Annotated in this window: 10 protein-coding genes; 9 read left to right on the top strand and 1 reads right to left on the bottom strand. The window is 69.5% G+C overall.

Going from position 1 to position 14,344, the window contains the following annotated elements:
* Positions 1–101: 101 nt before the first annotated feature.
* Together FB559_RS24995 and FB559_RS24990 are read left to right on the top strand one after the other, a co-directional pair.
* Positions 102–674, top strand: a complete 573-nt coding sequence (locus tag FB559_RS24995; RefSeq protein WP_141958171.1) for an RNA polymerase sigma factor — start codon at positions 102–104, stop codon at positions 672–674.
* Positions 667–1,506 carry a CU044_5270 family protein gene (locus FB559_RS24990; RefSeq protein WP_141958169.1) on the top strand — a complete coding sequence of 280 codons (840 nt, stop codon included), beginning with the start codon at positions 667–669 and terminating at the stop codon, positions 1,504–1,506. The genes FB559_RS24995 and FB559_RS24990 overlap by 8 nt, the downstream gene beginning before the upstream one ends.
* A gap of 10 nt (positions 1,507–1,516) precedes the next feature.
* Here FB559_RS24990 and FB559_RS24985 read toward each other — a convergent pair whose 3' ends face one another.
* Positions 1,517–2,974, bottom strand: coding sequence for an RNA polymerase sigma factor (locus FB559_RS24985; RefSeq protein ID WP_141958167.1), 1,458 nt, complete (start codon positions 2,972–2,974; stop codon positions 1,517–1,519).
* A 316-nt stretch (positions 2,975–3,290) separates the two neighbouring features.
* Between FB559_RS24985 and FB559_RS24980 the strand changes: the two genes are divergently transcribed.
* From FB559_RS24980 to FB559_RS24950, 7 genes are all read left to right on the top strand, one after another.
* Positions 3,291–4,277, top strand: coding sequence for a LacI family DNA-binding transcriptional regulator (locus FB559_RS24980; protein ID WP_221640478.1), 987 nt, complete (start codon positions 3,291–3,293; stop codon positions 4,275–4,277).
* Positions 4,278–4,356: 79 nt separating this feature from the next.
* Positions 4,357–5,649 (top strand): ABC transporter substrate-binding protein, encoded by a 1,293-nt coding sequence (locus FB559_RS24975; RefSeq protein WP_141958166.1) that lies wholly within the window; start codon positions 4,357–4,359, stop codon positions 5,647–5,649.
* Between the two features lie 51 nt (positions 5,650–5,700).
* Positions 5,701–6,648 (top strand): carbohydrate ABC transporter permease, encoded by a 948-nt coding sequence (locus FB559_RS24970; RefSeq protein WP_141958164.1) that lies wholly within the window; start codon positions 5,701–5,703, stop codon positions 6,646–6,648.
* On the top strand, positions 6,645–7,487 hold the full coding sequence (locus FB559_RS24965) for a carbohydrate ABC transporter permease (protein ID WP_141958162.1): 843 nt from the start codon (positions 6,645–6,647) through the stop codon (positions 7,485–7,487). The genes FB559_RS24970 and FB559_RS24965 overlap by 4 nt, the downstream gene beginning before the upstream one ends.
* Positions 7,488–7,497: 10 nt before the next feature.
* Positions 7,498–9,813 carry an alpha-xylosidase gene (gene yicI / locus FB559_RS24960; RefSeq protein WP_141958160.1) on the top strand — a complete coding sequence of 772 codons (2,316 nt, stop codon included), beginning with the start codon at positions 7,498–7,500 and terminating at the stop codon, positions 9,811–9,813.
* Positions 9,810–11,159, top strand: a complete 1,350-nt coding sequence (locus tag FB559_RS24955; RefSeq protein WP_141958158.1) for a GH1 family beta-glucosidase — start codon at positions 9,810–9,812, stop codon at positions 11,157–11,159. Before yicI ends, FB559_RS24955 begins: the two co-directional genes overlap by 4 nt.
* Complete coding sequence (locus tag FB559_RS24950) at positions 11,156–14,101, top strand: glycoside hydrolase family 3 protein (RefSeq protein WP_141958156.1); 2,946 nt, start codon at positions 11,156–11,158, stop codon at positions 14,099–14,101. The genes FB559_RS24955 and FB559_RS24950 overlap by 4 nt, the downstream gene beginning before the upstream one ends.
* Positions 14,102–14,344: the final 243 nt, after the last annotated feature.

Below are 14,344 nucleotides of genomic sequence, written 5' to 3'. Positions count from 1 at the left end.
GGCGCCGCGGCCATCGGGAAGAAGATCTGGGACTTCGGCGGAGTATGGGTGTCAGCCAACGGTCTCGTCCAGAAAGGCACTCTCATGACGGAGACGGTGACGTGATCGCCGGCGCAGGAGAGCAGACGGACGACGCCGGGCTCGCCACGCGGTTCCGGCGGGATCCGGAGCGGTTCGTCGAGGTTCACGACCGCTACATCCACGACATCTACCGGTACGCCGCAGGGCGGCTGGACGCGCAGACCGCCGAGGACATCGCCGCGGAGACGTTCTGTGTGGCGTTCGGCCTGCGTGACCGGTTCGATCCGGCGCGCGGTGGCCTCCGGCCGTGGCTGTTCGGCATCGCGACGAACCTGGTGGCACGGCACCGGCGCAAGGAGGCCCGCCACTACCGGGCGCTGGCGCGCACGTGGACTGAGCCGACCGTCGGCAGCCACGAGGACCGGGTGGTCGCGGCGGTGGCCGCGCGGCGCATGCAGCCGCAGCTCGCCAGGGCGCTGACGAAGCTGTCGCAGGGTGAGCGCGACGTCCTGCTGCTCGTCGCACTGGGCCAGCTGGCCTACGACGAGGTGGCCGCCGCGCTCGGCATCTCCAAGGGGACCGTGGGTTCCCGGCTCAGCCGCGCCCGCAGGAAGCTGCACGACACACTCGACCAGGAGGCCGTCAATGGATGACCTGCGGATGCTCGGCACACTGCTGGCCGAGCCCGGCCCGACCCCGGAAATGCTCGAGCGCAGCCGGCAGCGGCTACGGGACACGATGCGCGGTCCGATCCGCCGGCGCCGGGCGAGGTGGCCGGCCGCGATGCTCGGGCTGACGGCCGTCGCGACGGCCGTCGCGGTCGCGGTCGCGATCGGGTCGCGGCCGGCTCCGGCGCCCGGCCGTTCTTCGTCGATGTCCGGTCGCCAGGTGCTGCTCGCCGCCGCCGTCAAAGCGGAGGCGAAACCGGCGAGCTCGGGCATCTACTGGCACGTCAAGAGGGTCGACGCCGAGCCGGACGAGCATCACAAGATCGTCGTCAGCACCTACGAGACCTGGACCCGCAGGGACGGCAAGATGTGGAGCCGCGAGGGTTCAGACCGCGTGCAGGCGGCCCGGAAGCGTACCCATTTCGAACTGGGCGGCAAGCGCTACACGTTCGCCCAGCTCCAGCGGCTGCCGACCGATCCGGAGAAACTGAAGGCAAAGGCCAAGGAGGCGCGCAACACATTTCCCGGCATCCTCATCTCCAACCTGGAGGATCTGCTCACCGAGCTGCCGGTCCCACCGAAGGTCCGCGCGACGGCGTTCCGCGCGCTCGCCACGCTCCCCGCCATCCAGAACCTCGGCAAGGTCAAGGGCGGCCAGCATCTGCGGTTCAGCATCGACGGCGCCGGGACCGACATAATCATCGATCCGAAGACGACGAACCTGAGCAACGAGGCCTTCACCGACTTCGGCGGAGAATGGGACTCGATGGGAACCTTCACCTGGACGAGCGAGTGGACCGACGAACTGCCGCGCTAGGGCCGGCCGGTCAGCAGCGGTAGTCGACGGTGGCGGTCGCGCCGGAGGAGAAGGACACCGAGCCGCTGCCGCTGCCGAGGCAGAGGGTGGCGGTGAGGGTCGCCGTCACCCCGGCGGACTGGCCGGCGGACAGGCTGCCGCTGCCGCCGGCGCGGATGCTCCCGTGGGTGCCCGTCACGCGCCAGTCCACCGGGCCGCCCTGCGCGACGACCGTGACCGTGCAGCTGCGGGAGCCGTTCATCGTGCAGCCGTAGACCGCCAGCGTGCCCAGGGCGGGTGGGCCCGGCGGGGGCGGGGGCGGCTGGGCGGGGGCCGACGCGGGTGAGGACGGGGCCGACGAGGGGCGCGGGTGCGGATGCTTGGAGTTCTTGGCGCCCGGGGTGGGGGTGGGCGTGGGAGTGCCGCTCGACGTGGAGGGACTCGGGCTGGGCGAGGTGACGTCGTCGCTGGGCAGCGGTCCGTCCGAGTCCGATGCCGAGGGTTCGCCGGAGGGCAGGGCGCCGGGGCTGGACGCGGCGGCCTGGTCGTCACCGGTGTTCTTGCCGTCCGAACCCGGCAGCGCGAACCAGATCCCCGCGATCACCAGGATCCCGGTCGCGACCGCGGCCAGGACGGGTGGCCAGCGGCGTGAGGTGTCGCCTCGTTCTTCGGGCTCGGCGTCGGCCGGCAGGTCGGCGCGCATCGCGATCGTGGACCGCATGTCGGCGAACTGAGGGTCGGACGCGGTGATGAGGACGTGCTCGCGCAGTTCGTCGGGGGCCGCGGCGAAGGGCATCGCGGTCAACAGGCGTGCGGCGTCGAGTCGGCGTTCGCCGCGCGTGCCGCAGACCGGGCAGCTGGAGATGTGGCGGGAGAGCCTCCCGCTGGTCTCCGCGTCGAGCGTCCCTCCGGGCGGACCCGCCAGCGCCGCGACACTCGGGCAGGCCTCACGCCCGGTCGTCGCCACCATCACGGCGGCGAAGGCGGCGTCGAGTTCGTGCCGGGCCTGCTCGAGGAGCGTCGAGGCCTCCTGCGGCGTCGTGCGCAGGACCTCGGCGAGCTCATCCGCGGCCAGCCCGTGTCGCAGGGAGAGGTCGAGCGCCTCACGTTGACGGCCCGACAGCACCAGCAGCGCGCTGTGCACGAGCCGCCGGGTCGCCTCGTCCGCCTCGGAGCCTCCGGCCTCGGCCGCCCGGTGGCGCTCGGCGTCCGTACGCCGGCGCAGGCACTGCTCACGCGTCACGGCGTACAGCCGGCCGCGGAACAGGCCCGGGTCCGGCAGGTCGCCGATCCGCTCCTGCATGATGATCATCGAGTCGAGCAGGGCGAAGGCGGCGGCCTCCTGGTCACGGAGCAGCACGTGGCAGTAGTCGAACAGCCGTACCGCGTAGAGGTCGTAGAAATGACCCGGTGCGGCTCCGTCGCCGGAGCGCAGTGACTGGACGAGCCACTCGTCGTCGGCCCGTTCGATGATCGGCCAGCCGGCCACATGTCCCCCTGCTGAAGTGCGGGCAAGCCGACGACTCAGACGCCCCATCCGAAACTTCGTTTTCAAGATCCTGCCATCAAAATCCGTCCGATGAAGGTCTAAGCCGTCAAAAAGTGTCGCCGGCCGCTGACCGAACGTGAGCATCGGCCCGTACGGTTCGAAACCACCTCCGCACGAGGACCGGTCCCGTACGGCCCACGCCGCCCGCCTGCGGTGGGAACGCTCCCACGAATTGCCTCCGACCCATTGCGTCGGCGATGTGACGGGCTTAACATTCCGGGCAATCGAAGCGCTTCGACAGGAGCGGGACATCGTGGTGAAGATCTCTGACGTGGCCCGGCACGCCGGTGTCTCACCGAGCACGGTGTCGTACGTGCTCAGCGGCAAGCGGTCCATCTCGGAACAGACGCGCCGCCGGGTCCTGGACAGTGTCCGGGTCCTCGGGTACCGGCCGCACGCCGGGGCACGGGCCCTGGCCAGCAGCCGCTCCAACGTCATCGCCCTCGTCGTGCCGCTGCGCTCGGGCATCCACGTGCCGATCGTGATGCAGATGGCGATCGCCGCCGTCACCACCGCGCGTACCCATGACCACGACGTCCTGCTGCTGACCCAGGACGAGGGAGTCGGCGGCCTGGAACGTGTGGCCGGCACCGCGCTGGTCGACGCGATCATCGTGATGGACGTCGAACTGCACGACGTACGGCTGCCGTTCCTCCGCTCGCTCGACCGGCCGTCGGTGCTGATCGGGTTCCCGGCCGACCCCGCCGGGCTGACCTGCATCGATTTTGACTTCGAGGCGGCCGGCGCCGCGTGCGCCGAGCACCTGGCCGACCTCGGGCACCGGGAGATCGCCCTGATCGGGGCGCCGCCCGCGGTCTACGAGCGTGGCACCGGGTTCGCCGAACGCACCAAGTCGGGCTTCCAGCGCGCGGCCGCCGAACGCGGCGTCCGCGGGCTCGTACGCCCCTGTGACCCCCAGGAGGCGCGGTCGACCGCGACCGAGCTGCTCCGCGACCACCCCGGCCTGACCGGCATCGTCATCCACAACGAGCCGACCATGGAACCGCTCCTGACCGCCTTCCGCGCGGCCGGGCGCCGCGTCCCCGACGACCTCTCAGTGATCGCCATCGCCCCCGACGAACCCGCCGAGCGCCTCGGCCTCACCTCGATCGCCATCCCCGCCGACGACGTCGGCGGACAGGCGGTCTCCCTGCTCATGGCCAAGCTCGACGGGCACGACGTGCCGGGGGCGACGTTGCTCCCGCCGCGGCTCGTCGTGCGTTCGAGTACCCCGGAACCCTGACCCGGCGAGCGCGCCGCACCGCACCGCGAGCGCCGTCGAAGCGCTTCAACAATGAAACGCGCCACCCTGGAGGAACCCGATGTTGAAGACCGGAAAGACGCTCGCGGCGCTGACCGCCGGCATGCTGGCGTTGTCCGCGTGCGGCGGGAACAGCGGCTCCAGTTCCTCTCCCAAGGAGCTGAAGCTGTGGCACTACGAGGGCCCGGACAGTGCCATGGGGGTGGCATGGAACCAGGCGATCAAGGAGTTCGAACAGACCCATCCCGGTGTGAAGGTGAAGTTCGAGGAGAAGGGCTTCGAGCAGATCCAGAAGACGGCGCCGATGGTGCTCAACTCCAAGGACGCCCCCGACATCCTGGAGTACAACAAGGGGAACGCGACCGCCGGCCTGCTCGCCAAGCAGGGCCTGCTGACCGACATGAGCGCCGAGGTCACCAAGCGCGGCTGGGACAAGCAGCTCGCGCCCAACATCGCCGAGACCGCCAAGTACGACGCCAAGGGCATCATGGGCGGCGACAAGTGGTACGGCGTCCCGAACTACGCCGAATACCTTCAGGTCTTCTACAACAAGAAGCTGTTCGACAAGTACGGCGTGAAGGTGCCCACGACCTTCGACGAGTTCACCGCCGCGATGGACACCTTCGCCAAGAAGGGCGTCACGCCGCTGGCCAACGGCGGCGCGGAGTACCCGGCTCAGCAGTACCTCTACCAGCTGGCGCTGAGCAAGGCCGACCGTCCCTGGGTCGACCGGTACGAGCGCTACACCGGCAAGGTCGACTTCCACGACCCGGCCTGGACCTACGCCGCGAACACCTTCTCCGACTGGGTGAAGAAGGGCTACATCGCCAAGAACTCCGTCAGCGTCAAGGCCGAGAACGCCGGCACGTCGTTCATCTCCGGCAAGTACCCGATGTTCTTCTCCGGCAGCTGGTGGTACGGCCGCTTCGAGAAGGAGATCAAGGACTTCGACTGGGACACCTTCCTGTGGCCCGGCACCAAGATGACGCTCGGGTCGAGCGGCAACCTGTGGGTCGTGCCGAAGGGCTCGGAGAACAAGAAACTCGCCTATGACTTCATCGACATCACGATGAAGAAGGACATCCAGAACCTGCTCGCCGACAACGGGGGCGTGCCGGTCGCGGCCGACCCGAACGGCGTCAAGGACCCGAAGAACAAGAAGCTGATCCAGAACTACCAGACCCTCGCCGGCAGCGACGGACTCGGCTTCTACCCCGACTGGCCGGCCCCGGGTTACTACGACGTGCTCGTGGCGGGAACGCAGAAGCTCATCAACGGCAGCGCTTCCCCGGACAAGGTGCTCGACTCCTTCGCCAAGCCCTACGACGAGAACCTCTCCAACATCGGCCACTGAGACCGCGGGGTACGGGCGCGCGGCCCGTACCCCGCACCCGGAGAAGCACCCATGACCCAGACCTTGAGCGTGCCGGCGACGGAGACGAAGCGAAAGCCCGTCGTGCGTCGCCGACGTGAGATGACCTACGCGGTCTACCTCGTCCCCAGTGGCGTGCTGTTCGTCGCCATCATCCTGGTGCCGTTCCTGATGAACATCGGCATCAGCCTCACCCGCTGGGACGGCATCGGAAGGCCGCAGTGGATCGGCCTGGAGAACTACACCCGGCTGCTGTCCGACGGCGAGTTCTGGGCCTCCTTCGAACACAACATCGCCCTGGTCATCGCGATGGCCATCATCCCGGCGGCGATCGGCCTGGTCCTGGCCGCGGTGCTGTTCGACATCATCGCCAAGCGGTTCGGTCCGCGTACGGCCTCGATCCTGCGCGCGTGCATCTACCTGCCCCAGGTGCTGCCGTTCGCGGTGGCCGGGATCGTGTGGTCCTGGATGCTCGCCCCCGACAACGGCGCGCTCAACGAGACGTTGAAGAAGGTCGGTCTCGGCTCGCTGCGCGAGGACTGGCTGGGCGACCCGAAGCTGGCGCTCTACACCGTGATGGGCGTCATGGTCTGGGTCCAGATCGGCTTTCCGCTCATCGTCTTCATGGCCGGCCTTCAGCGCGTCGATCCCTCGCTCTACGAGGCCGCGGAGATCGACGGTGCCTCGTGGTGGCGGCGGTTCTGGTACATCACGATCCCGCAGATCCGCCCCGAGCTGTACGTCGTGCTGCTGATCTGCAGCGTCGCCGCGCTCAAGAGCTTCGACAAGGTCTACATCCTCACGAACGGCGGACCGGGCAACGCGACGCGGGTGCCCGCCTACTACTCCTGGCAGAACTTCTTCGAAAAGACCCAGGTCGGGTACGGCGCGGCGATCGCCACCGTGATGACGCTGATCATCGTGGTGCTGACCGCGGTGCTCCTGCGCCGGCAGAGCAAGGCCGAGGAGGACGGCTCATGACTTCCGTCACCGTACGGCGGCGGACGCCGGGTTCGTACGCACTCCTCGTCTCGCTCATCGTGCTCGCGGTGGTGATGCTGCTGCCGTTCGTCATCATCGCCTTCAACGCGATCAAGTCCCCCGCGGAGTACTCCTCACACGGCCCGCTCAGCCCGCCGAAGAGCCTCTACCTCCAGGGCCTGAAGGACTTCTGGGAACGCGTCGACTTCGGTGGCAAGCTGCTCAACAGCCTGATCATCAGCGGCTCGGTGGCCGTCCTCGCGGTCATCCTGTCGGTGCTGAACGCCTACGCGCTGGGCATCGGCCGGGTACGGGGCCGGGTCTCCATCATGGTGATCTTCCTGCTGGCCAACACCATGCCGCAGGAGGTCCTGGTCTACCCGCTGTACTTCTTCTCCAAGAAGGTCGGCCTGTACGACACCAGGCTCAGTGTGATCATCATCTTCACCGCCATCCAGAGTGCGTTCGGCACATACCTGCTGTCCTCGGTGCTGTCCGCGTTCCCCCGCGAGATCCTCGAGGCGGCACGGATGGACGGTGCGGGCCGGCTGCGGATCCTGTGGCGGATCATCGTGCCGATCAGCCGGCCGACCCTCGGCGTGCTGTTCGTCTTCTTCTTCATCTGGACCTGGAACGAGTTCTTCCTGCCTCTGGTCTTCCTGATCTCCAACGAGAACCAGACCGTGCCGGTGGCGCTCGGTGTCCTGCAGGGCCAGAAAATGATGGACGCCACGATGACCAGTGCGTCCGCCCTGCTCGGCATCATTCCGGCGATCGTCTTCTTCCTGATCTTCCAGCGCACTCTCACCCGCGGCATCACCGTGGGCTCGGTCAAATGAAGGGGCTCGATTGAGGTTCACCGACGGCTACTGGATGCTGCGCGACGGCGTTCAGGCCTCCTACCCGCACGAGGTCCTCGACGTCACCACCGCGCCCGGCTCCTTCAGCGTGTACGCGCCGACGCAGGCGATCCGGCACCGCGGCGACCTGCTCAAGGGACCCGTGGTCACGCTGGACTACTCCTCGCCCATGCCGGACGTCATCGGCGTGACGGTCACGCACTTCGCGGGCGAGGAGGTACGGGAGCCCCGGTTCACCCTGCACGAGGAGGATCCCGGTGCCGTCGTCGAGGCCGACGACGAGGCCGTCGTGCTCACCTCCGGCGCGCTGTCCGTACGGGTCGCACGCACCGGCGACTGGCGCGTGGAGTTCTCCGCCGCCGGCCGGGTCCTGACCTCGAACGGGGCCAAGAGCACGGCCATCATGGAGACCGCGGACGGCGCGCACCACATCCGCGAGCAGCTCGACCTCGGCGTCGACCAGCACGTCTACGGGCTCGGCGAACGCTTCGGCCCGCTCGTCAAGAACGGCCAGAGCGTCGACATCTGGAACGCCGACGGCGGAACGGCCAGCGAGCAGGCGTACAAGAACGTCCCCTTCTACCTCACCGACGCCGGCTACGGCGTCTTCGTGAACCACCCCGGCCGCGTGTCGTTCGAGGTGGCCTCGGAGACCGTCGCGCGGACGCAGTTCAGCGTCGAGGGCCAGACGCTGAACTACTTCGTCATCTACGGCCCGACCCCCAAGGACATCCTGCGCCGCTACACCGCGCTGACCGGGCGGCCCGCGCGGCTGCCCGCCTGGTCGTTCGGCCTGTGGCTGTCCACGTCGTTCACCACGTCCTACGACGAGGCGACGGTCACGAGCTTCATCGACGGGATGGCCGAGCGTGACCTGCCGCTGTCGGTCTTCCACTTCGACACGTTCTGGATGCGGGAGTTCCACTGGTGCGACTTCGAGTGGGACCCGCGTGCCTTTCCCGACCCGCGCGGCATGCTCGAACGCCTGAAGGCGCGCGGGCTGAAGATCTGCGTCTGGATCAACCCCTACATCGCGCAGCGCTCGAAGCTGTTCGCCGAGGGGAAGGCACGCGGCTTCCTGCTCAAGAAGCCGGATGGCGATGTCTGGCAGTGGGACAAGTGGCAGCCGGGCCTGGCCGTGGTCGACTTCACCGACCCGGCGGCCCGCGAGTGGTACTCCGGCAAGCTCGAGGCACTGCTCGACATGGGCGTCGACTGCTTCAAGAGTGACTTCGGCGAGCGCATCCCCACCGACGTCGCCTACTTCGACGGCTCCGACCCGCAGCGCATGCACAACTACTACGCCTACCTCTACAACGAGACCGTGTTCGAGCTGCTGCGCAAGCGGCGCGGACAGGGCGAGGCGGTGCTGTTCGCCCGCGCGGCCACGGCCGGCACACAGGCGTTCCCGGTGCACTGGGGCGGCGACGCCGAGTCGACCTTCGAGGCGATGGCCGAGAGCCTGCGCGGCGGTCTCTCACTCGGCATGTCCGGCTTCGGCTACTGGAGCCACGACATCGGCGGCTTCGAGGGCACGCCGGATCCCGCGCTGTTCAAGCGGTGGATCGCGTTCGGCCTGCTGTCCTCGCACAGCCGGCTGCACGGCAGTGGCTCCTACCGGGTGCCGTGGCTGTTCGACGAGGAGGCCGTGGACGTCCTGCGGCGCTTCACCAACCTCAAGGCGCGGCTCATGCCCTATCTCCAGGCCGCCGCGCGCGAGGCGTACGGCGAGGGGGTGCCGATGATGCGGGCGATGGTCGTGGAGTTCCCCGGCGACCCGGCCGTGACCCATCTCGAACGGCAGTACATGCTCGGCGGGGACCTGCTGGTCGCACCGGTCTTCTCCGCGGACGGGGAGATCGCCTACTACGTGCCAGAGGGCAACTGGACGCACGTCCTGACCGGAGAGCCGGTCGCCGGCGGGCGCTGGGTGCGCGAGCGGCACGGCTTCTCGTCCGTACCGCTGCTGGCCCGGCCCGGATCGGTGATCCCGTTCGGCGCGGTCGAGGACCGCCCGGACTACGACTACGCCGACGGCGTCACGCTGCACGCGTACGCGCTGCCCGACGGCGCGCGGGTGACGACGGAGATCCCGGCGGCGAGCGGTGAGGTCGCGGCCACCTTCACGACCACACGGGACGGCGACGTCATCCGGGTCGTCGCCGAGGGCACCGCCGCGTGGCGGCTGCTGCTACCCGGCGTACGCGGTGCCACCGCCGAGGGCGGCACCATGATCGAGCATGAGTACGGCCTGCTGGTGGAAGCCGGCGGGAACGCGATCACCGTGAGGGGAATCGACCGATGAGCTTCGTATGGGGCGCGGCGACGGCGGCGTATCAGATCGAGGGCGCGGCACAGGAAGACGGACGCGTGCCCTCGATCTGGGACACCTACAGCCGTACGCCCGGACGCGTGTTGAACGGCGACACCGGCGACGTGGCGACCGACCACTACCACCGGTGGCCCGAGGACGTCGAGACCATGAGCGCGCTCGGTCTGGGGGCCTACCGGTTCTCGATCGCGTGGCCGCGCGTCCACGACCAGCGGGGCATCGACTTCTACTCCCGGCTCGTCGACGCGCTGCTCGAACGCGGTATCGCGCCGGTGGCCACGCTTTACCACTGGGACCTGCCCCAGTCGCTGGAGGACGCGGGCGGCTGGGCCGTACGCGACACCGCCCTGCGCTTCGCGGAGTACGCCGAGCGTGTCGGTGCCGCCCTCGGCGACCGGGTGCACACGTGGACCACGCTGAACGAGCCGTGGTGCTCGGCCTTCCTCGGGTACGCGTCGGGCGTGCACGCGCCGGGCCGTACCGAGCCCGCGGCCGCGCTGGCCGCGGCGCACCATCTCAACCTCGCCCACGGCCTGGCCTGCCAGGTGCTGCCCGGCCGCCACTCGGTGACGCTCAACCTGCACCACGTACGCGGCGACGCCGAGGCCGTACGCAAGGTCGACGCGGTGGCCAACCGGATCTTCCTGGGCCCGATGCTGAACGGCGCGTACCCGGCGGACCTGCTGGAGGACACCGCACGGATCACCGACTGGGCCTTCGTCCACGACGGTGACGAGGCCGCGATCGCCGCTCCCCTGGACGTGCTCGGCGTGAACTACTACTCACCGACGCAGGTGCGCACCTGGGACGGCGGCGCGCCCCGCGCCACCGCGGACGGGCACGGCGACGGCGCCGCCTCACCGTGGGTGGGCTGCGACGACGTCGAGTTCGTCAAGCAGCCGGGCCCGTACACCGCGATGGGCTGGAGCATCGACGCCACCGGCCTGACCGAGCTGCTGCTGCGGCTGCGCGACGAGCACCCCGCCACCCCGCTGATGATCACCGAGAACGGCGCGGCGTTCGACGACCGGCTCGACCCCGACGGAAGGGTCCGCGACCCGCAGCGGATCGACTACCTCCGCGACCACCTCGCGGCCGTCGGGCGGGCGATGGAGGAAGGCGCCGACGTACGCGGCTACTTCGTCTGGTCGCTGCTGGACAACTACGAGTGGGCGTACGGCTACTCCAAGCGGTTCGGCATCGTCCACGTCGACTACGCGACCCAGGAACGGACCTGGAAGGACAGCGCCGGCTGGTACCGCGACCAGATCACCGAACTCCCCGATGGACCCTCTTCGACCAGGAGGTCGTCGCCGTGAAACCCCGACCCCGGCTCGCGCTGCTGCCCGCCGCGGCCCTCGTGGCCTCGTTAGGCCTGGCGGTTCCCGCCAGAGCGCAAAGCACCTATCCCTTCCAGAATCCGCGTCTCCCGCTGAACACCCGGGTCGGCGACCTGGTGGGGCGGCTCACCCTCGACGAGAAGGTGTCGCTGCTCCACCAGTACGAGCCGGCCATCCCGCGCCTGGGGATCAAGGCGTTCAAGACCGGCACCGAGGCCCTGCACGGTGTCGCCTGGTCGACGGACGTCCACGACGGCGGCGCCGTCGTGACCGCCAAGGGCACGGTGTTCCCGCAGGCCGTCGGGCTGGCCTCGACCTGGGACCCGGCGCTCGTCAAGCGGGTCGGCTCGGCGGTCGGCGACGAGGCGCGCGGGTACAACACGATCAACCCCGACGTCTGGGGCGTGCAGCTCTGGGCGCCGGTCGTGAACCTCCTGCGCGATCCTCGGTGGGGCCGCAACGAGGAGGGCTACTCGGAGGACCCGCTCCTCACCGGGACGATCTCCACGGCGTACGGCTCCGGGATGGAGGGCGGCGACCCCGGGTACCTGAAGGCCGCGCCCGTCCTCAAGCACTACCTGGGCTACAACAACGAGGTGCACCGCGACACGACGTCGTCGGACCTGCGGCCTCGCGTACTCCACGAGTACGACGAGAAGGCGTTCTCTCCGGCGATCTCCGCGGACGCCGCGACCGGCGTGATGGCCTCCTACAACCTGGTCAACGGACGGCCCGCCACGGTCGACCCGAGCCTGAACGACGCCGTACGGTCCTGGACGCGCAAGGACCTGCTGAACGTCACCGACGCGGGTGCGCCGAACAACCTCACCGGCAGCGAGGCGTACTACGCCACCCAGCCGGAGGCCGACGCGGCGGTGCTGAAGGCCGGTCTGGACAGCTTCACGGTGGACGACACCGACGGCTCGAAGACCGCGGCCGCCGTCAAGTCCGCACTGTCGCAGGGGCTCCTCAAGGAATCCGACGTCGACACCGCCGTGCGGCACATCCTGAGCATCCGGTTCCGGCTCGGCGACCTCGACCCCGACGGCGGGCCCTACGCGAAGATCACCAAGGACGTCATCGACAGCCCGGCCAACCGGGCGCTGGCCCGGCAGACCGCGGACCAGGCCGCCGTCCTGCTGAAGAACTCCGGGCACGCCCTGCCGCTGGACGCCGCGAAGACCAGGAAGGTCGCGGTCGTCGGGCCGCTGGAGAAGACCCTCTACACCGACTGGTACTCCGGCGCGCTGCCGTACAAGGTGACCCCGCTGGACGGGATCAGGGAGCGGCTCGGCGCCGGCGGCTCGGTGACCGACAGCGAGGGCGCGGACCGGATCGCGCTCAAGGACGTCGCCACCGGGAGGTACATCACCGCCGGTACGGGCGCCGGTGCGGTGTTGAAGGAGAGCGCCACCAGCGCGGACACCACCACGCAGTTCGACGCGTTCGACTGGGGCCAGGGCGTGCTGACGCTGCGCAGCGTCGCCAACGGCAGGTACGCCGGGTACAACTTCACGAACTTCGTCAACGACCAGGACCAGCCGAACGGCTGGTTCGTCCAGCAGCAGTTCAAGCTGGAAAAGCAGGACGACGGCACGTACGTCATCCGGTACGCCGGGTACGAGACCGACCAGTCGTGGTTCGGCGACAAGAAGTACGTGGCGGCGGCCACCGACGGCACCCTCACCCTGACCACGGCGGACGGCGCGGCGCACTTCGCCAAGGACACGGTCTCCAGTGGCGTGGACGATGCCGTTCGCGCGGCTCGGGGCGCCGACGCCGCGGTCGTCGTGGTGGGCAGCATGCCGTTCATCAACGGCCGCGAGGACCACGACCGGACCACGATGGCGCTGGCCGAGGGCCAGGAGGCGCTGGTCAAGGCGGTGCGCAAGGCCAACCCGCACACGGTGGTCGTCGTCGAGAACAGCTACCCGACCACGCTGAACTGGGAGCAGGACAACGTCCCGGCGATCCTGTGGACCACGCACGCGGGCGCCGAGACCGGGCACGCGATCGCCGACACGCTCTTCGGCGACAGCGACCCCGCCGGGCGCCTGACCCAGACCTGGTACCGCTCGGACGCCGGCCTGCCGGACATCCTCGACTACGACATCATCAAGTCCGACCGGACCTACCTGTACTACAAGGGCGACCCGCTCTACCCGTTCGGGTACGGCCTGTCCTACACCGCGTTCCGCTACGGGAAGCTGCGCGTGACCTCCTCGGGCGGCCACGTCGACGCGTCGGTCGCGGTGACCAACACGGGGAAGCGCGCGGGCGACGAGGTCGTGCAGCTCTACACGCACCAGCGGACCTCGCGCGACAAGCAGCCGCTGCGGCAGCTGCGCGCCTTCCAGCGGGTGCGCCTGGCGCCGGGCCGGACCACGACGGTGCGGTTGCGGTTCGACGTCGCCGACCTCGCGCACTGGGACGTCACACGGAACCGTCCCGTCGTCGAGGGCGGGACCTATGACGTGATGGCCGGGGCGTCGTCGGCCGACATCCGGCAGCGCGCGACGCTGCCCGTCAGGGGCGAGACCATCCCGGCGCGCGACCTGTCCCGGCCGACCCGTACGGCCGACTTCGACGACTACAAGGGCGTGCGCCTCGTCGACGAGACCAAGGCGCGTGGCGACGCGGTCGGAGCCGCGGACGGCGACTGGGTGAGGTTCACCGGTGTCGCGCTCGGCTCCGGCGCGACGACGTTCACCGCACGTACGGCGGCGACGGCCGCGGGCACCGTCGAGGTCCGGCTGGACTCCCCCACCGGCCCGCTCGCCGGCACCGCCGAGGTCGCCCCGACCGGGGGCGTCTACTCCTACGCCACCTCGACCGCCGCGCTGCACGGCGCGAAGGGTCACCACGATGTCTATCTGGTCTTCCACGGCGACCTGCGCGTGAGCACCTTCTCCCTCCGATAGCCCGAGAGCCGGGCGCCCCGCCTCCTGCCCAGGGAACAGGGCGGGGCGCCCTTCGGAGATCACCGCTATCCGGCCTTCAGGAGCCCAAGGTGGGCACCGCCGCGATCGCGAGCGAGATCGACTGCGGTGGCACGGACGTCGGGCCGCGCGCGGTGTGATGCCCGCCGTACTGCGGTTTTCCACACCCTGAGTCGGCGGGCTTCCTCATGGCGCCGTGACACCGCCGATTCCTAGCGTTACCTG

Origin of the sequence: Actinoallomurus bryophytorum, from assembly GCF_006716425.1 — a bacterium.
GTDB lineage: Bacteria > Actinomycetota > Actinomycetes > Streptosporangiales > Streptosporangiaceae > Actinoallomurus > Actinoallomurus bryophytorum.
Note: the sequence above shows the minus strand (reverse complement) of the source record. Positions and strands in the feature narration are given on the sequence as shown.

What these genes read in the sequence shown, in the direction of transcription:
- FB559_RS24990 (WP_141958169.1), top strand. Translation starts at nt 667, where the DNA reads ATGGATGACCTGCGGATGCTCGGCACACTGCTGGCCGAGCCCGGCCCG.
- FB559_RS24975 (WP_141958166.1), top strand. Translation starts at nt 4,357, where the DNA reads ATGTTGAAGACCGGAAAGACGCTCGCGGCGCTGACCGCCGGCATGCTG.
- FB559_RS24970 (WP_141958164.1), top strand. Translation starts at nt 5,701, where the DNA reads ATGACCCAGACCTTGAGCGTGCCGGCGACGGAGACGAAGCGAAAGCCC.
- FB559_RS24965 (WP_141958162.1), top strand. Translation starts at nt 6,645, where the DNA reads ATGACTTCCGTCACCGTACGGCGGCGGACGCCGGGTTCGTACGCACTC.
- FB559_RS24955 (WP_141958158.1), top strand. Translation starts at nt 9,810, where the DNA reads ATGAGCTTCGTATGGGGCGCGGCGACGGCGGCGTATCAGATCGAGGGC.